Source organism: Thermococcus sp. JdF3 (assembly GCF_012027495.1).
In the GTDB taxonomy this organism is placed as follows: domain Archaea; phylum Methanobacteriota_B; class Thermococci; order Thermococcales; family Thermococcaceae; genus Thermococcus.
Map to the genome: position 1 here is coordinate 377666 of NZ_SNUK01000002.1, position 17549 is coordinate 395214.

Annotated in this window: 20 protein-coding genes; 8 read left to right on the top strand and 12 right to left on the bottom strand. The window is 55.9% G+C overall.

All coding sequences use genetic code 11. The features are described from left to right. Positions 1-35: 35 nt before the first annotated feature. The 4 genes from E3E42_RS04685 to E3E42_RS04700 form a co-directional block, all read right to left on the bottom strand. Entirely contained in the window at positions 36-209 is a 174-nt protein-coding gene (locus tag E3E42_RS04685) for a hypothetical protein (protein ID WP_167773433.1), read from the bottom strand. Between the two features lie 2 nt (positions 210-211). Further along, positions 212-517: a hypothetical protein gene (locus tag E3E42_RS04690; protein WP_167902985.1), complete on the bottom strand. Its 306-nt coding sequence runs from the start codon at positions 515-517 to the stop codon at positions 212-214. A 37-nt stretch (positions 518-554) separates the two neighbouring features. Then, on the bottom strand, positions 555-1379 hold the full coding sequence (locus E3E42_RS04695; protein WP_167902987.1) for a DUF2202 domain-containing protein: 825 nt from the start codon (positions 1377-1379) through the stop codon (positions 555-557). A 176-nt stretch (positions 1380-1555) separates the two neighbouring features. Continuing rightward, positions 1556-2791 (bottom strand): 2,3-bisphosphoglycerate-independent phosphoglycerate mutase, encoded by a 1236-nt coding sequence (locus E3E42_RS04700; RefSeq protein ID WP_167903186.1) that lies wholly within the window; start codon positions 2789-2791, stop codon positions 1556-1558. A gap of 121 nt (positions 2792-2912) precedes the next feature. Between E3E42_RS04700 and E3E42_RS04705 the strand changes: the two genes are divergently transcribed. After that, entirely contained in the window at positions 2913-3413 is a 501-nt protein-coding gene (locus E3E42_RS04705) for an HIT domain-containing protein (protein WP_167902989.1), read from the top strand. Here the strand turns inward: E3E42_RS04705 and E3E42_RS12160 are convergent. The 6 genes from E3E42_RS12160 to E3E42_RS04730 form a co-directional block, all read right to left on the bottom strand. Then, a complete protein-coding gene (locus E3E42_RS12160) occupies positions 3410-3853 on the bottom strand; it encodes a hypothetical protein (protein WP_370519597.1) in 444 nt (147 codons plus the stop codon). The genes E3E42_RS04705 and E3E42_RS12160 overlap by 4 nt on opposite strands. Positions 3854-3861: 8 nt before the next feature. Then, on the bottom strand, positions 3862-4125 hold the full coding sequence (locus E3E42_RS12165; protein ID WP_370519598.1) for a hypothetical protein: 264 nt from the start codon (positions 4123-4125) through the stop codon (positions 3862-3864). A gap of 71 nt (positions 4126-4196) precedes the next feature. Continuing rightward, the gene (locus E3E42_RS04715; RefSeq protein ID WP_167902991.1) at positions 4197-5825 is read right to left on the bottom strand and encodes a Na+/H+ antiporter NhaC family protein; all 1629 of its coding nucleotides are present in this window, start codon (positions 5823-5825) and stop codon (positions 4197-4199) included. 232 nt (positions 5826-6057) lie between these two features. Next, a complete protein-coding gene (thyX, locus tag E3E42_RS04720; RefSeq protein ID WP_167903188.1) occupies positions 6058-6795 on the bottom strand; it encodes an FAD-dependent thymidylate synthase in 738 nt (245 codons plus the stop codon). A gap of 91 nt (positions 6796-6886) precedes the next feature. Then, positions 6887-7573: a DUF996 domain-containing protein gene (locus E3E42_RS04725; protein ID WP_240913626.1), complete on the bottom strand. Its 687-nt coding sequence runs from the start codon at positions 7571-7573 to the stop codon at positions 6887-6889. Positions 7574-7659: 86 nt separating this feature from the next. Next, a complete protein-coding gene (locus E3E42_RS04730) occupies positions 7660-8175 on the bottom strand; it encodes a DUF996 domain-containing protein (RefSeq protein WP_167902994.1) in 516 nt (171 codons plus the stop codon). A gap of 234 nt (positions 8176-8409) precedes the next feature. Here E3E42_RS04730 and argF point away from each other — a divergent pair, with 234 nt between their 5' ends. From argF to E3E42_RS04750, 4 genes are all read left to right on the top strand, one after another. Beyond that, positions 8410-9357, top strand: a complete 948-nt coding sequence (argF, locus tag E3E42_RS04735) for an ornithine carbamoyltransferase (RefSeq protein ID WP_167903190.1) — start codon at positions 8410-8412, stop codon at positions 9355-9357. Positions 9358-10018: 661 nt separating this feature from the next. Next, on the top strand, positions 10019-10252 hold the full coding sequence (locus E3E42_RS04740) for a hypothetical protein (protein WP_167902995.1): 234 nt from the start codon (positions 10019-10021) through the stop codon (positions 10250-10252). A gap of 140 nt (positions 10253-10392) precedes the next feature. Beyond that, on the top strand, positions 10393-11709 hold the full coding sequence (locus E3E42_RS04745; protein WP_167902997.1) for an ATP-binding protein: 1317 nt from the start codon (positions 10393-10395) through the stop codon (positions 11707-11709). A 28-nt stretch (positions 11710-11737) separates the two neighbouring features. Beyond that, entirely contained in the window at positions 11738-12667 is a 930-nt protein-coding gene (locus tag E3E42_RS04750; protein WP_167902999.1) for an RsmB/NOP family class I SAM-dependent RNA methyltransferase, read from the top strand. 12 nt (positions 12668-12679) lie between these two features. Here the strand turns inward: E3E42_RS04750 and E3E42_RS04755 are convergent, their stop codons facing one another. Beyond that, entirely contained in the window at positions 12680-13654 is a 975-nt protein-coding gene (locus E3E42_RS04755) for a hypothetical protein (RefSeq protein WP_167903001.1), read from the bottom strand. Further along, positions 13654-14232, bottom strand: a complete 579-nt coding sequence (locus tag E3E42_RS04760; protein ID WP_167903002.1) for a metallophosphoesterase — start codon at positions 14230-14232, stop codon at positions 13654-13656. Before E3E42_RS04760 ends, E3E42_RS04755 begins: the two co-directional genes overlap by 1 nt. A gap of 58 nt (positions 14233-14290) precedes the next feature. On the opposite strand from E3E42_RS04760, the gene E3E42_RS04765 reads away from it, so the two are divergent. The 3 genes from E3E42_RS04765 to E3E42_RS04775 all read left to right on the top strand — a co-directional run bounded on the left by E3E42_RS04765 (position 14291) and on the right by E3E42_RS04775 (position 17501). Continuing rightward, on the top strand, positions 14291-15379 hold the full coding sequence (locus E3E42_RS04765) for a saccharopine dehydrogenase family protein (RefSeq protein ID WP_167903003.1): 1089 nt from the start codon (positions 14291-14293) through the stop codon (positions 15377-15379). Next, on the top strand, positions 15357-16016 hold the full coding sequence (locus E3E42_RS04770; RefSeq protein WP_167903004.1) for a 16S rRNA methyltransferase: 660 nt from the start codon (positions 15357-15359) through the stop codon (positions 16014-16016). Before E3E42_RS04765 ends, E3E42_RS04770 begins: the two co-directional genes overlap by 23 nt. A gap of 105 nt (positions 16017-16121) precedes the next feature. After that, positions 16122-17501 carry a sodium-dependent transporter gene (locus tag E3E42_RS04775; RefSeq protein WP_167903005.1) on the top strand — a complete coding sequence of 460 codons (1380 nt, stop codon included), beginning with the start codon at positions 16122-16124 and terminating at the stop codon, positions 17499-17501. Positions 17502-17549 lie beyond the last annotated feature (48 nt).

Sequence of the window (17549 nt, forward strand, 5' to 3'; positions counted from 1 at the left end):
ATTTAAAGTTGCAGTTCTTTTTCATCTCAATCACCTCATCTCTTCATTATTGCATACAGCAACGCTCCCAGGAGCAGGAACGGGAGCAGGAGGAATGCAAGTTTTGCGAACATGACGAAGATGGCAAATATCCCGAGGCCCCACCAGCCGAATCCCCAGCCGCGCCTTCCGTGCATGGGGCCCAGTGCAGGACCGAATCCCCTCGGCACCTTCACACCCCCAGGTAGAGCCAGCCGACGATTTTATCCCCACAGTCCAGGGTGACCTTGACTCCGAAGGGCGTCTGATAGGCGCTTCCTATGGTGACACGGGAGAGCTCACAGCCGACCACCTTGCCGATGTAGTTGCCGTACTCGTCGAGCAGCTTGAGCACCGTTTCCCTTGAAGTCCCGTAGCGCTCCACCTTAACGCGCCCGAGCAGGGTCAGGGCGTCTTCCCTTACCTCTTCAACGTCTATCTCCTCGAGCGGAAACTCACCATACTCAACGAAGTGCCAGACTCGGGACTTGACTTCCATAAGGTTCGCCTCCCGGAAAGTTAGAAAGGGAAAAACATCAGAGAGGCATTCCAACCCTGTGGGCAAAGCCCTTCATCCAGCCCCAGGCGTGCCTGAACATGTTGGCGATTCCATCGATGATACCGCCCTGGGTTCCCGCGTCGCCGTGGCGGGCGCCCATCATGCCCGCGGCAGCGCCTTTCATTCCACTGTCATGGTCGGGGGCGGAGGCGAGTATCTCGTCCACCTGCTCCACGGGCAATACCTGCGCGGTGTAGTCTACACCCATAACCTCAAGCTGGCCGGCGAAGGCCCTGAGGTGGTTCTCGCTGCCCGCCATGAGGTTCTCGTAAACCTGCTTGATGTCCTCGTTGTCGGTCTGGGCTATCCAGTCCTCGAGGTCCTTTATGTCGGTCTCCTCTATCAGTGCGCCGACCTTAAGTGCGTCCTCCTGGCTTACGCTTCCCATCTCAACCAGCTGGTCGTAGAGGGCCTGAAGGTCGTCGTTCTGGAAGACACCCACCTCGTCGAGAGTCTCTGGAGCGGTCAGGTTGTATTTCTCTATCAGTGAAAGAACCGCGTCCATGTGCATCTGCTCGCTCCTCGCTATGTTGCCGAACACCGGAAGGTCCCACTGCTCGTAGAGCGTCAGGTAAACGTCACGTGCGAGCTTCTCCTCCTCGGCCATGTACAGCAGGCCATCTATCTCCTCCTGGCTGAGGTCGGAGTAGTACGTCTCCATAGTACTGTTAAGCATGGGTGCGGTTGTCCGACCGGCGTACGGGTTCTCTCCTGGAGTCCCGTGCCACGCTGCCACGCTCCCAAGGGTGAACCCCAGGGCAGCCAACATCAACAGGGCGATACCCCAAATCTTTTTCCTCATGTCTCTTCACCTCTCCATGTGTAAGTTCAATATTACATATGCATGCATGGTTTATAAAGTTTTTGGTAACCACTCATATAAAGCAACCAAATCGACGTTTAGAAAGGCCATCTGAGAGTGTGAATACTGGAGAATTCCATGCTACAAACAGACTAAACTAAAACAAAGAAAGGACATCAGGCCCCGAACTTCTCGCTCCGGTTCATGAGGTCCATCATTATGTGCACGATATCGTGGCCCTTTATCCTGCCGAGGCCGCCGCGCATGCACTCGCGCTCGCCGAAGCTCTCGGTGTGGTCGGCCCTGACGCCACCGCCGGCTATGAGGAGCGGAACCGGGTCGCCGCTGTGGTTCATGACCTCGCATGGAGTGCTGTGGTCGCCGGTTATCGCTATCACGACGTCCTCGAGGTTGATGCGGTCGATGATGTAACCTATCATCCTGTCGGCCTTCTCAATCATCTCGGCCTTGAGCTTGGGGTTGTTGTCGTGGCCGGCCGCGTCGGTCGGCTTGAAGTGGAGGAACACGAAGTCGTAGTCCCTCAGGAGTTCGACGACCTTCCCGGCCTTGGCCATCTCATCTGTGTTGTACTCGCCGGTAGCTCCGTCCGGTGTGTAGACGTCAAAGCCTATCGCCCTTGCCACACCCTTGACGAGGGAGACCGCTATGACTGCCCCGGCCCTGACCTTCCACTGCTCGGTGAACTTCATCGGGATGCCCGGATAGGTTCCCGCGCCGCGGATGAGCAGGTAGTTGGCGACGGGCTTCCCCTCCCTCCTGCGCCTCTCGTTTATCGGGTGTTTGTCCAGAACCTCGTGGGCCTTTCTGGCAAACTCTTCAAGGATTTCCGCGACCTTCCTGCTCTCCCCATCCTCCCAGGTGAACCTGTGGGGCGGCTTGCCTGCCTCGTGGGGGTCGTTCTCCCCGACGCGGTAGCCCGCGGCCATGCCCTTGAGAACCAGAACGGCCCTGTGGCCAGTCGCACCGACGAATATGAAGTCCACGGGGAGCTTAACGTTCTCCTGAATAGCCTTCGCAAGCTCGTGGGCCTCCTCGGTGCTTATCCTGCCCGCGCGCCTGTCGGTGATGATTCCGTCCTCTATGGTGGCAAAGTTCACGCGGAAGGCCAGGTCGTCCTCGCTGAGGTCGAGGCCAACCCCCATGGCCTCAAGGTAGCCCCTGCCGCGGTAAACCTTGTACGGGTCGTAGCCGAAGATGCTCAGGTGGGCGGTATCGCTGCCGGCCGGCTGTCCGGGCTTTATGGGGTCCTGCTGGCCGAGGATTCCCATCCTAGCGAGCCTGTCCATGTTCGGAGTGTCAGCGTACTCCAGTGGGGTCTTTCCCCCGAACTCCTCTATCGGCCTGTCTCCGAGACCATCGAGGATTATAAGAAGTCCCTTTCTCTGCTTCATACCTATCACCCGGAGTGAGTAGAGGCCGGGAGTTAAAAGCTTTGTTGGATGATTGTGGCCCCTCCCACCACCCCAAAAAAGCTTTTAACCTACCCCCGTTTCTCCCACTGGAGGTGAGGTTATGAAAACCCTTTGGGCACCATGGAGGATCGAGTACATACGCTCACCCAAACACGATGGCTGCATTTTCTGCGACTTCCCGAAGGAGAACCGCGATAGGGAGAGACTTATCCTCCACCGCGGGAAGCACTGCTTTGTAATCATGAACAACTACCCCTACAACCCCGGTCACGTCATGATAGCCCCCTACAGGCACGTTGGGAAGTGGGAAGACCTGACCGAGGAAGAGCTTCTTGAAATAATGAAGCTCTCCCAGCTCATGATAAAGGCCCTGAAGAAGACCATGAATCCACAGGGCTTCAATATGGGTGTGAACCTCGGCCGCGTTGCGGGGGCGGGCATAGACGACCACGTGCACCTTCACATAGTGCCGAGGTGGAACGGGGACACGAACTTCATGCCGGCTATAGCCGACACCAAGGTCATTCCGGAGTCGCTTGAGGAAGCCTACGACGAGCTGAAGAAGGCAATAGATGAAATAGCAGGAGAGACCGGGCCTTAGGCCCTCTTAACTTCTATTGTGAACTCCCTGTTGAGGGGCAGCCCCTCAAAGAGGTCGCTTCCCAGCTCCAGCACAGGAACATCGGCCTCTATAATGCTCTTTTTACCCTCCGGGTCCCTCACAGTGAGTCGGGTGAGCTTTCCGCCGCGGACAGCAGCGGATAGAAACGTTCCATCCTCCGCACGTCCCTCCAGAAGGAAGTCCCCTCCCTTGAGCTCCCACGAGACCCGTTTTATCAGGGCTGGGGCGGTTTCGGGGGTCACCCTCTCAACGACGCCCCTGCCGTTCCGTATTTTCGCCACGGGACAGCTTGCCCGGGCGTTGCAGAAGTCCCTAATGGCCCCAGCTATCCCCCTTGCAAAGTTATCCAGCGGCTTGCCCATCAGCGCCTCGCCGAACCCTGCCCAGCTCGCGGAGACCCTCAGCCTTCCCCCGACCACCTCAAAGGTTATTGTGAGTATCCCCTGTCCCCGGTGAACGTGTAAACGGCACGGTGCTCCTGGAATCCCACGGTTAGTTTGAACTCGTAGCCGAAGTTGAAGACGAACCTCGGGACTTTGAAGCGAACCCTGTCGCCCTGGATACCCTCGAAGTACGGGAAGAACGGAAGGGTTTTCTCAGGCTCGCTGAGGATAACCTGAAGGCTTTCCCACGGGTGAGAGATTTCAACTTCCCAGCTCTTCGTTTTCACGTTTATCCCCACAGAAACCATAGAAAGAGATATAAAAAGCGTTTCTTAAACCGTTGGTTTGGAACCCGGTGCAGGAGGAAAGAAAAAAGAAATCAGTCCTCAACAGCGTAGAGATGGACCTTTCCGTGCGGAATTCCAGCTTTTTTGCCGTACCATTCACTGAGGAAGCGATGGAGCACAACGAGGAGCGGTACCGCAATGGCGAGCAGCAGCCAGCCGTTCCTCAGCCCCGCGGCAAAGAGCAGGAGCACAACGGCGCCGACGAAGCCCGCGGTGAGGGCGTAAGGTATCTGGGTGTTCACGTGGTCGATGTGGTCGCAGCCTGAGAACATGGAGCTCATGATGGTTGTGTCACTGATTGGTGAACAGTGGTCCCCGAAAACGCCGCCGGCAAAGACCGAGGCGATGCTGGCGTAGACGACCGGTCCAAAGCTCCCGCTGAGCCCGTAGGAGAGGGGAACCGCTATCGGCATCATTATCGCGAAGGTCCCCCAGCTCGTTCCTGTCGTGAAGGAGATGAACGCCGCCACCACGAAAACCACAAAGGGCACCAGCCCCGGCGAAAGGACGTTCGATGCGACGCTAACTATGTAGTCGGCGGTGCCAACCGCGTCACAGGCGCTCTTGATGCTCCACGCGAGGATGAGTATCATCATGGCGAAGTGCATCTGCTTCATTCCGGCAACAAGGGTGTGCTCGACATCCTCGAAGGTCATTATCTTCATGGCCAGGATGAGGGCCATAGCGACGATGACCATGGAGAACGAACCCCAGACGAGGGCCCACGTTGAGTCCGCGTTGGAGAGAACCTCTTGAAAGCCACCCTTGGCGTAAGCGGCGCTGCCTCCGCCGGTAACCCACAGGCCGAGGAACGTCATGAAGACAAGGGCCGCAACAGGTAGTATAAACACCCAGACGCTTTCTCTGCCCTCTATGGGCATCCCCACGTCCACCTCCGTCGTCATCATCGGCTGCGCCCCATCGCGGAGGACCTTGCCCTCGGTCCTGGCACGCTGCTCAGCGTGAAGCATCGGGCCGTAGTGCCTGTGGGTGGCGGCAACGAGATAAACCAGGATGATTGCCAGAATCGGGTAGAACCTGTAGGGCCAACTGGCAAACCACGCTGAGTAGGCGCTTATATCCGCACCGACGCTCGCTATCGCGTCCTTCAAGAGGCCGAGCTCGTAGCCTATCCAGGTGGAGACGACCGCCAGAACCGCCACCGGAGCGGCGGTTGAATCGTCCGCGTAGGCCAAGAACTCCCTCGAAACCCTCGCCCTGTCCGTGATGGGCCTCATTGTGTTGCCGACGATGATGGTGTTGGTGTAGTCGTCGAAGAATATTATCGTTCCGAAGATAGCCGCCATCAGCGAGGCTGCACGGCTCGTTTTAACCTTCCGCGTCACCGCCTTCGCTATGGCGTTCATGCCGCCGGCCTTGTATATCAGCGCTACCCCTGCACCTATGAGTGCGTCGAAGAGGAGGATCCTCGTGTTCCAGAGGTCGGTAACGATCTGCCCGTTCTCCTCCCAGGCGGACGCTATGTTGAAGACTATCCACTTTAGGGTTTCAGTCGTGGCCCCCACGGGGTTTCCCCCGGCCACCAGCAGTCCGCCCACCCATACACCAAAAAACAAAGCGAACAGAACCCTCTTCGTTAGGATGGCAAGGCCAATGGCCACCAGCGGAGGTAGCAGGGCCAGAACCCCGAAGTCACTCATGGTTCAACACCCTTTACTGTACTACATGAAGCATGCCACCAATATGTATCAGTGGTACAATATAAAAGTCTTTTTAGAACGGTTATGGCGATTAGATTGTTAATATTGGTAATATAGTCCAATAATAGGCAAGGTAGCATAACAAAAAGCATGAAAGGTCTCACCTGCACTGTCCTACCCAAATATTATTGGGCCACTAGAAGTTCACATCAAAAGATTTATGAAAAATAGTTCATATTTTGGCAATCTTTGCCCACTTTTCCCTTGTCCTCTTCCAGCAGCCCGGCGGCATGAGCTCGCCCTCGGGGCAGTAGCCGAGCTGGACGCACCTGGGCCCGAGCTTCGCCCACTTTATCACGGGCCTGAGGTCATCGTTCTTTGCAATCTCCTCCAGCATCTTCCAGGCGACTTCCCTTATCTCCCACTGGGCCCTTTCGCACGCCCTCAGGCCGAAGAAGTGCTTGAGCTCGCGGAGGTTCATGGTCATCACCATCTTTGTCCTAACCGCCTGGGGGAGGATAAAGCGCGCGTCCTCCTGATGGACACCTGACTTATAGCTCTCCTCGTAGAGCTCTATGGTCCTCTTCATAAGCTCCCGCCACTTCTCATAAAGTTCCGGCCTTTTTTTCACGCTCTCTGGAATTACGAAGGTCTCTTCGACGTCGTTGGGGTTCAATTTTATATAGCGCTGTGACTGTTGGGTATAACTTGCAAGTCTATGTCTCACAAGTTGGTGTGAACACGTCCGAGAACATCCCTCGATCGCGAAGGTGAGAACCGCGTGCTCCAGTATTGACTCGTGACCATACCCCAAAACCCGGGGCAGATGCATCCTAACGTCCCCTTCGCCCATGCGCTCGAACGCTTCCGTCTCCCATTCACCCCAGTAGCTTATGAGCGCCGCCCAAGTGACGGTTTCGAGAGGTTTTTTCGTATAATTGACAAGGGTAACCCTGATCCCATCCCCCATGCATGCCACCGGAGATAGAAGAGTCCGGGGTTTATTAGGTTTACCTTGGACTAAAAAATTGAATGGTGAGAATAGAGCTCCCAAAAGGAGTCTACTCTTGCTGGGTTTCCTCAGTGACGTCCTCAGTGGCCTCGGCAGGTTCCTCCTCAGAAGTCACGGGCTCCTCTGAGACTTCGGCATTCCCGGTGCCCTCAGCTTTTTCCGGTACAGACCCCGGTGTCGGTGCCTCGCTCACTGCGCCGGGAAGCTCCTCCGGGAGGGCGAAAAACGCCATTATCTCCATGATGGCACCAACCATGATGAAGAAGTAGCCCACCATGATAAGCGTGAGTATAGCACCCATAAGGTAGAACAGCGCTGCCGTGTGGAAAGTCCCCACGCCTGTTTCCCGAGCTATGGCGTCGTAGCTCTTCTTCATGAACCAGACGCCGATTATCATTATGACCACTGCAATAAGGCTCCACGTTCCGAAGGCGGATGTGAGTTCGGCCACCTTCTCGGGGTCGTGGATGACGTCTGCCATCTTGTCCCACATGTTGTAGAAAGCCCAGGAAAGGATCAGGCTGGCGGTTATGTTGAGCAGGGCTGCCCATATGTAGTCCTTAAAGATGTTTTCCTTCTTAGTTGCCTCCGCGATGTTCTTAACCGCGAAGAGCTTCAGAACAAAACCCACCAGGTAGGTCACGTAAAAGAGACTGAATATGGCGCCAATGCCACCCCATGTTCGGGCGTTTTTCAGATTTTCCATGGTATCACCAGATACATGTACGAGGTTCATGCTATAAAAGAGTTCTCTCCGAAACCAATAGAAAGGATGTCAAAATGGTACATCGAAAAATCAAAAAAGAAAATATCGTCAAAAAACTAAACCGGTGCGGGTTCTTCGACGGGCTTGGATATCTCGTCGGGCAACGAGAAGAACGCGATTATCTCAAGGATTGCCGCTATGACAATAAGCAGTCCGCCGATCAGAACTATCATCAGGATTGCACCGATAATGTACAGCAGTGCGACCGTGTGGAACATTCCCACCCCGGTTTCCTCGGATATCATGTCGTAGCTCTGCTTCATGAACCATACACCGACTATCATGAGAATCACTGCGATAATGCCGCCTGCACCCATCATACCCAGGCCGAACTCTGGCGATTCGGAGGCACCCAGTATCGCGCCCCACATGGTTCCCACAAGTATCAGGCTGGCCACTATGTTCAGTATGGCGGCCCAGAGGTACTTGCTGAATATCTCTCCGCGGTTTGTAGCCTCGGCGATGTTCTTAACTGCCAAGAGCTTCAGGATGAAGCCTATGAAGCCGAGGCCCACAACGGTCAGGATGGCTCCGATGCCACCCATCATTTTGGCATTTTTCAAATCACCCACAGGCAATCACCTCAAAAACAAATGTCTTCATAATCATTTAAAAGGCTTTCTACCGGCGACTATAAAAGTATGACACATCCTTATCGGAAGTACTGCAAGTGGCAAAGAATGCGGCGGTGTTCATTACATTTGGAAAGCCAGCGTGCATTGATGCTCAAAAGATTTCAGTCCTATCCCACTTTCTCCGACGAAAGGGTTATTAAAACCGGGCTCCAGCTTTAGACGGTGATGCACATGGTGGTTAGCCTTGCAGGAAGGGATGTTCTCTGCCTTCAGGACTTTACGAGGGAGGAGATTGAGACTATTCTCAAGACGGCCGAGATGATGAAGATATGGAACAAAATCGGCAAGCCGCACCGCGTTCTTGAGGGCAAGACCCTGGCCATGATCTTCCAGAAGCCCTCAACCAGAACAAGGATCTCCTTTGAGGTTGGAATCTACCAGCTCGGCGGATACGGCCTCTACCTCAACGCCAACGACCTCCAGCTCAGGCGCGGCGAGACCATCGCCGACACCGCCCGCGTCCTCAGCAGGTACGTCGACGGAATGATGGCGAGGGTTTACGCCCACAAGGACGTCGAGGACCTCGCCAAGTACGCCAGCGTCCCGGTCATCAACGGTCTGAGCGACTTCAGCCACCCGTGCCAGGCCCTCGCTGACTACCAGACCATCCTTGAGAAGAAGGGCCGTATCGCTGGCCTCAAGATAGTCTACGTTGGAGATGGAAACAACGTCGCCCACTCCCTCATGATAGCCGGAACCAAGCTCGGTGCCAACGTTGTTGTTGCAACTCCCGAAGGCTTCGAGCCGGACGAGAAGGTCATCAAGTGGGCCGAGCAGAACGCGGCCGAGAGCGGCGGCAGCTTCGAGCTCCTCCACGACCCGGTTCAGGCGGTTAAGGACGCGGACGTCATCTACACCGACGTCTGGGCGAGCATGGGCCAGGAGGCCGAGGCCGAGGAGAGGAGAAAGATATTCCAGCCGTTCCAGGTGAACAAGGACCTCGTCAAGCACGCGAAGCCTGACTACATCTTCATGCACTGCCTCCCGGCCCACCGCGGCGAGGAAGTCACCGACGACGTCGTTGACTCACCGAACAGCGTCGTCTTCGACGAGGCCGAGAACCGCTTGCACGCCCAGAAGGCCGTCATGGCCCTCGTCATGGGTGGAATTAAGGTCTGAGCTCTCTTTTCCTCCATTTTGAAATTTCAGCGCGGTTCTGCATTTCGGACTGTGGTTATTATAATCGTGCTCCGTATTCCGGCCCATGGTTAATATAGGATTTGAGCGTAAGTTCATCGGGGTCACCCATGGCCGGAACATACACGGTAGATAATCTCGGAAAGAGACGCATCGTGGTAAAGAAAGGCATGCTCCGTAAAGAAGCCATTGAAAGAGATTTTCACAATCTACGAAGAAGTTCCCGAAAGCGCCACACTGCATGGGGAAGAAATATATAAAGAACACCCTGCAGGTCGCCTCAAAAGCGGTGTGGGGATATACGATGCTACACGTAACACACACCAGAAATGACGCATGGGCATGAACGGGAAAACCTCAAAAACAAACCGATCATAGCGGGGAACCTGCAGGATGCAATGAAGTGGAACATATTCATCCAGTTGCTAACGCACATCCCCGCACTCTCTGACCCTGAAGAAAGATCGAGTAGGGAGCTGGGGAAAACAATGCGCGGCTTCTGGAGAACTCGTTGAAAAAATCGTATTCGCAAAGCACAAATAGTACGCGACAACGCCTTTGAAAGAATACAATATTGGTGGAGTCCTGATAAGCTTTGATGAGCTAAAAAAGAATCAAGAAACCGGCAAGGGAATTCGTCCGGGTGCGGGCAGACCTGTCCAGGGAGGCGACGAAGCTCCTCGGGCTCGTGAAGGGCCTCCGGCTCGCCGGGGCCGGTGGTGAGTCCCTCAGAAACACCGAGGAGAGCCTCTGGAGGGAGATAAAGCGCCTTGAGAAGGAAAGAGAGCTGGAACTCATAGGCCTCTACGCCGTTGTTATTGCCCACCTGCGCGAGAACGACCTTGAGGGCGCCGAAAGGTTCCTCGAAGGGTTTTGATTCTTACCCCTTTTGTCCGATTTTATGAAACTCAACTTTCACAGATGGCGTGATTTGTGAAAGTATATTTTCATAAAACTGGCCCTTTGTGAAAGTGGGCTTTCACAAATCTTATAAACTATGAAAGCGGACTTTCACACATGGCGATAAAGATAGTCAGGCTCGTGAGGCACAACCCCTGGTGGAAGGGCGAAGGCTGGGAGAAAGAGGACAGGGACCTTTCGAGGGCTGGGGAGATAATTCCGAGGAAGCGCGTTGAGGTGAAGGAGGGTTCCGTAACACTTCTCAGGGGAATCCGACGGGCGGGCAAGAGCTTCTACATCAAGACGCTGATAAAGGCTCTCATCGAGAACGGCACGGACCCGAGAAGGATAGCCTACATTCCCTGCGACAGGTTCACGGGGGGAGAGGTAAGGGCCTTAATAGACGAGCTTAGATTAAGGCATGGTGAGCTCTACGTCTTCCTCGACGAGATAACCTACCTGAGGGGCTGGAGGCTCCTCCTCAAGGAACTCGGCGAGGAGGGCGTAACCACCGTTGCCACTGGCTCAAACCCGGTGGAGCTGAAGCGCGAGAGCGAGCTCCTTCCTGGGAGGGGGATAGAGGGCAACGAGTACTACTTCAACCCCCTGAGCTTCCGCGAGTTCGCGCGCTTCATGAGGCCCGAACTGCCCGATGTGTCCTTCACCTACAGGGAGCCCGATGCCGATGAGCTCTTACCCTGGTATGAAGAGCTTGAAGGCCTCTTCTACGCCTACCTCCAGACGGGTGGCTTTCCGGAGGCCGTTCTGGAGTTCAGGCGCGATGGGAAGGTGAAGCCAGAGCGGTACGAAGAGCTGATCCGCCTCGTCCTCGGAGAAATCGCAAAGTCCGGGAAGAGCGAGGAGACGGCAAGGGAGCTCCTTGAGGCCATCTTCAGGCTGAGGGGCAACAGGGTTGACTACGTGAGCCTGGCCCGGGAAATCGGGGTCTCCCACCCGACGGTGCGGGAGTACCTCTCAACGCTGGAGAGCGCGAGGGTGTTATACACGCTGGAGGCATGGGACATAACCAGAAAACGCCACGCCCACAGGAAGGAGAAGAAAATAGTCTTCCAGAGCCCACTCATAGCGACGGCCCTCGCCGTCTACCTCGGGGAGGAGCCGGTGGAGTTCGTCGAGGGCAACATTGAGTGGCTCGTGGAGCACACCGTCGCGTCTCACGTTATCTGGCACCTTGAAGAGCCGGTTCTCAGGGAGAAACACGCCTTTGCAGGCTTCTACTACAACGGCTCGAAGGAGTGCGACATTGTCATAAGGGATGGGGGCTTCTTCGGCATCGAGGTCAAGTACGGCCGGGTGAAGCGAAAGGGCTACCCATTCCCGGTGCTCTACCTTTCAAAGGACGAGCTCGGCCCGGACGTCGTCCCAGCATCGCTCTACCTCTACGGCCTGGAGAAGAGCGATCGGTCAATATGATTTTAAACCCCTCCTCCAACTCCTCACCATGCTCGAAAAGCTCTTTAGTATCGGCTACTCAAAGACCTTCGCGGAGCGCTATTACGAGCTCTGGGGCGAGAGGGCGCTGGCGATAGCCGAGGCCATGGAGAAGCCCCTTCCGAGGTGCTTCCGCGTGAACACACTCCGCATCGAGGTTCCAGGGCTTACCAAGCTCCTCAACAGGAAGGGATTCCAGTTTAGGCGCGTTCCCTGGGCGAGGGAAGGTTTCTGCCTGACGAGGGAGCCGTTCTCGATAACCTCCACCCCGGAATATCTCAGCGGCCTCCTCTACATTCAGGAGGCCAGCTCGATGTATCCTCCGGTGGCTCTGGAACCGAAGCCCGGTGAAACCGTCGCGGACATGGCCGCCGCCCCCGGTGGGAAGACGAGCCACATAGCACAGCTGATGGAGAACGAGGGCATCATTTACGCCTTCGATGTCGGCGAGGAGAGGCTCAAAGAGACCCGCCTGAACCTCTCGCGCCTCGGCGTCACCAATACCGTGCTCTTCCACAGGTCCTCGCTCCACATAGACGAGCTCGGGGTGGAGTTCGACAGAATCCTACTCGATGCCCCCTGCACCGGCTCGGGGACGATACACAAGAACCCCGAAAGGAAGGCCAACAGAACGATGGACGATGTCAAGTTCTGCCAGGGACTGCAGATGAAGCTCATCGAGAAGGCCCTCGGAGTCCTGAAGCCGGGAGGAATCCTCGTCTACTCAACCTGCTCCCTCGAGCCGGAGGAGAACGAGTTCGTGGTTCAATGGGTTCTCGACAGCTTCGACGTTGAGCTCCTGCCCCTCCGCCACGGCGAGCCGGCTCTAACCGCTCCTTTTGGTGTTGAGCTGAGTGATGAGATGAGAAAGGCGAGGCGCTTTTATCCGGACAGACACGGGACGAGCGGCTTCTTCGTGGCGAAGATTAAGAAGCTTTGACTGGCCTCCGGACTATCCCTTCGATTCCGCCGCAAGCTTCTCTTCGAGTTCCTTAAGTCTCTCCAGAACGTCCCCGCTGAGGTTTCTCTCAAGCTCTTCGCGGGCGGCCTTGGCCAGCTCGAACTTCGAGTCGTACTTCCCGAGGGACGTCCAGTGAATCTTCTTGCCCTCTACGAAAACGTCTATGTCGCAGAGGCGCTTGTAGCCGACGTACTCGATGCCCTTCAGCAGGAACTTGACGCGCACCGGGTCCTCCCACGTCAGGAGCTTGAGCTTGTAGACGGGAACGCGCATGAAGGGCCGCGGGTAGTCCCAGTCCCAGCCCTCGCCGACGACGAAGCCGATGTCAAGGTCCTCGATCACCATCATGAGACGCTCTATGTTCTCGTCGTAGCGCTTGTCGGTGTCGTAGATTTTAATCGTGATCTCGTTCCACTCGGGCATCAGCCTGAGCAGGAGGACTGGAAGGTCAACGCTCAGTTCCCTGTAAACCTCCAGAAAGTCCCTGCGGACGAGGACGGCACCATCGATGTCCTCCGGCCCGATTGGGGAGTTGAGCTTCTTCCTGGTCACGCCGATTATCGTGTCCCCGGCCTCGCCTTCGTCAAGGGCAGTTCGTATATCCATTATCTCCCCGCCGTACTTTTCGGAGAGGAGCTTCAGGCCCTCCTCCACCTTGCTGGGTACCCTTATGAAGATCAGCGTGCTCTCCACGTGAACCTTTTCTATCGGGAGCTTCTCGTTAAGGATAAGGCTCAGAACAACCGGTGCGTGGGAACTCACGAGAAAGGCCGTTTCGGGCGGTATCGTCTCCTTCTTCCATTCATCCGTGACGAAGACTATTGTCTCGAACTCGCTGCTCTTCTTAATCGCCTCGTCCGTTGGTATCTCACCGACCCCAAAGGCCTCCGAGAGGGCCCTCTTCACGGCCGGGATGTCCCCGGTTCTCAGAAAGATTATGGACGGCCCAAAGCGGAGAACCTTCATCACATGCCCCTCCACATCTTGTAGCCCCTATCGAAATCAGTTCCCCCCGGATACTTAACGCGGTAGGTCCTCCCGCTCGGAAGGAGAACGAAGTTGACACCAAGGACGCCGTTCAGCCCCCTATCGATCAGTTTGAAGTTGTGGCCGTAGAGCCTGAAGTCGGCGTCCAGACCGACTACATCCTTCCAGGTGTGGCCGAGGGCGAACCTCATACCTCCTATCTCAACGATGGTTCCTGGCTCGACGACACTTCCCCCGAAGAACTCCTGGACTACCCCCGGCTCGTCCTCGTTGCCGGGAACCACGTAGAGTTCCATCCCCGGGTTCTTGAGTACGCGGGCCAGCTTTCTTACGGCCCCGATGTAGAGCGGCTTCATGTCGGGTCTTCGCTCAAGTTTTATATTGTCAGCGAGGTCGCCCGTGTGGATAACGTACTCGGGACGGATCCCCTCGATGAGCTCACCTATGAAGCGGTAAGCGCTCTCTGGGGTGTCGCTGACGTGCATGACCTTCGTTTCGTCGGTGGATGACAGCAGTTCCAGGACTTTTTTCCGGAAGAGGGGAAGTTTTATAGGCATTAATGAAAGTAGGAGCAGGGCTTATATATACCTTCTCCAAGTTACTGAGGGTGTTACCATGAAGGTTCTCGTTCTCGGTGCCGGAAACGTTGGAAGGGCGATAGCCTGGGATTTAAGGGACGAGTTCGACGTTCACGTCGGAGACGTCAGCGAGGAGAGGCTGAGGGCGGTTTCAGAGTTTGCCACCCCCGTGAAGGTGAACGCTGCAGACTTCGATGAGCTGGTTGAAGTAATGGGGGGCTTTGAGCTTGTGATAGGGGCCCTGCCCGGCAGATTCGGCTATCAATCCGTTAGAGCCGCCATAAAAGCGGGCGTTGATATGGTTGACGTCTCCTTCATGCCGGAGAACCCGCTAGGGCTTCGCGATGAGGCTGAAAAGGCGCAGGTGACGGTTATATTCGACGCCGGCTTTGCTCCGGGGCTGAGCCACATACTGATGGGGCGCATCTGGCAGGAGATGGACGAGCTGAGGGAGGGCTACATCTACGTCGGCGGCCTCCCAAAGGAACCGAGGCCACCGCTTTATTACAGAATTACATGGTCCCCGAAAGACCTAATTGAGGAATACACGAGGCCGGCGCGCGTGATAAGGGACGGCGAGGTTAAGACGGTTGACCCCTTCGAGAGGATCGAGAGGGTGAGCGTTGGCGACTTCGAGTTCGAGGCCTTCGTCAGCGATGGCCTGAGGAGTTTACTGGAGAGCGTGAGGGCGGAAAGGCTGGAGGAATGGACGCTCCGCTGGCCCGGGCACCTGGAGAAGATGAGGGTTCTGAGGGAGCTGGGTTTCTTCGGGCAGGAGCACGTCGATAAGACGCTTGAGGTTATAGCCCCGCTCATGACCTACGAGAGCCCGGACTTCTCGATAATGCAGGTGGTCGGAAGGGGAACGCTGAACGGCGAGGAGAAGGAGATAGGTTACCTCATGTACGACGAGGAGAAAGGCGGCTTCACCTCGATGGCCCGCGTCACAGGATTCACCGCGGCCATAATAGCGAGGCTCGTGGCCGAGAAGGGCTGCATCTTCGGCGTTATCCCGCCGGAGATACTCGGAATGCGCATAGACACCTTCGAGAGGATAGCGGACGAGATAACCGAGAGGGGAATAAGGCTGGAGAGGTGGGAGAATGCTCCACCTGGTGATAGCTGAGGCGGAGCTTGAGCTCGTCCCGAAGGCCATACTGGACCATCCGGCCGTTGTGAACCACGCCAGGAGGAGGGGAAAGAGGCCGGACGAGATACTGCTGGACAGCACCTACCACCACGCGGCCATCAAAAAGCTCCCGGACGGAGAGAGGCGCGGGAGGCCGGACATAGTCCACATCTGCCTGCTGAACGCTCTGGAGAGTATAGCCAACAAAGAGGGCAAATTGAGGATCTACGTCCACACTCGAAACGATGAGGTCATCCACATCAAGCCGGAGACGAGGATTCCGAGGAACTACAACCGCTTCGTTGGGCTGATGGAGAGCCTCTTCAGGGACCGGGTCGTGCCGAGGGGCCTGGAGTTGCTCCGCATTGAGGAGAAGTCCCTCGGAGAGCTCGTGGAGGAGTTAAACCCCGACGGGGTCTTCGTGATGCACGAGGAGGGGAAGCCCACAAAGCCAAAGGACTTTGGGAAGATACTGGGTGGACTTGAGAACCCCCTCGTCATCGTCGGTGGATTCCCCCATGGGGATTTCAGGAGCGAAACGCCGGGGGAAAAAATAAGCATTTACGAGGCCCCGTTGATGGCCTGGGCGGTTGTGAATGAGGTAATCATCAACTTTGAGCATTGGGTTCCCTGAAAAAAGCGAAAAAGCTACATAATGTTTTTATATTTTGTTTATGCTTATTTTTTTGGCACTTAAAAACAACACAGCAAAGGCAATCCAATGGGGGTGTGTTAATCCATGCGAAAAATAAGCTTCCTGATGGCGTTCCTAATCGCCGGATACGTCCTTGGAATATGGAACTTCCTGGTTCTGCCGAAGTACTACATAACCTTCGGGCTCAAAGGATTCCTGATTTCACTCCTCCCGATGCTGGTGGCAATGTTCCTGATATACAGCGAGGCGGAGAGCACCAAAAAGACCCGCTACCTCATATACGAGCTGTTCTTTAAGATAGCCAGGACTCCCGCACTGATATTCAGCCTGCTGATGTTCCTGATGATAATGCTCGGCGTCACCACCTACTACTCCTCATACGGCCTCGCCCTCATCTTCGGGATGGGCTCGAGGTACATCCCCATTCTGGCTGTCGGGACGATACTGCTCTCTGTTCTGATGCTCATACTGGCAAAGGGCAGAACCCTCGAGTTCATCTCGGTCGTCTCGATACTCTTCGTTCTTTTCGCCCTCGCTTCGGCGTTTCTGATCAGGAACCAGGCGCTCAGCATGGTCACCGCGCCACAGGCGGTTCAGTACATGAACAGTGCAGTATCCTCAATAACGTCCTCTGACCTGTCCCTGACCACGAGGGGAGTCCTCTTCATGGTCGTTTCAGTCTTCATCTCCCTCGGTCTTGGCGCTGGCGTTTACTACGTCCTGGGAAGCTTCACTCCCGAAGAGCTCGACCTCAGAAAGGTTCTTGCTGCGGTTTTTGTCCTTCAGATAATCCTCAGCTTCGCCGCGGCATTCACCGTCGCCTACTCCCTGGGCGCCGCATACCAGGCCTACGGCGAGGCGTTCCAGAACCCCAACATACCAGCCGACGAGTCAATGAAGCTCTTCATGAAGTTCAACGACCTCAAGGACTACGCCACGGACAGCGATAAGAGCCCGATGGACTCGATAGAGGTCTTCTACTCGATACCCGAAGTCCTGAGGGGCAACGTGCCCAACGACACGACCCTCATAGCGCTCCTGATGCTGTCCCTCTACCTTGCGGGCCTCACGACCATAATCATCCTCATTGAGATGGGCAGTCAGATGCTCTCCGAGGTCATGCAGCTGGGAAGAAACCAGAGCCTTGGGCTTGTGAGTTTCATCGGAATGATAGTGGCCGGCGCTATGGTGGTCGGCGACATCAGAACGATGTTCGTTGTTGTACCATTTTCCGTGGCGGCTCTCATGGCTGCGGTCGAGAGCTACCCGCTGCTTTCCTCCGAGCTGACGCACAATAAAGCGATAGTCTCGGCCGTGATGCTGCTCCTCTTCGTCAGCGGCCTGGCAACTATCTACTATTCACTCACCGCCCCAAAGATGCCGGTGAAGATCGGTGCGGTGCTGGGTCTCGTGCTCCTCGTACCGGTGCTCATGAACGGCATGCTGCTGAAGGCCCGCCGTTGAACATTTCCTCCTTTCAAAAATTTTTTAAAGACCCTCCCGAATCGGTTT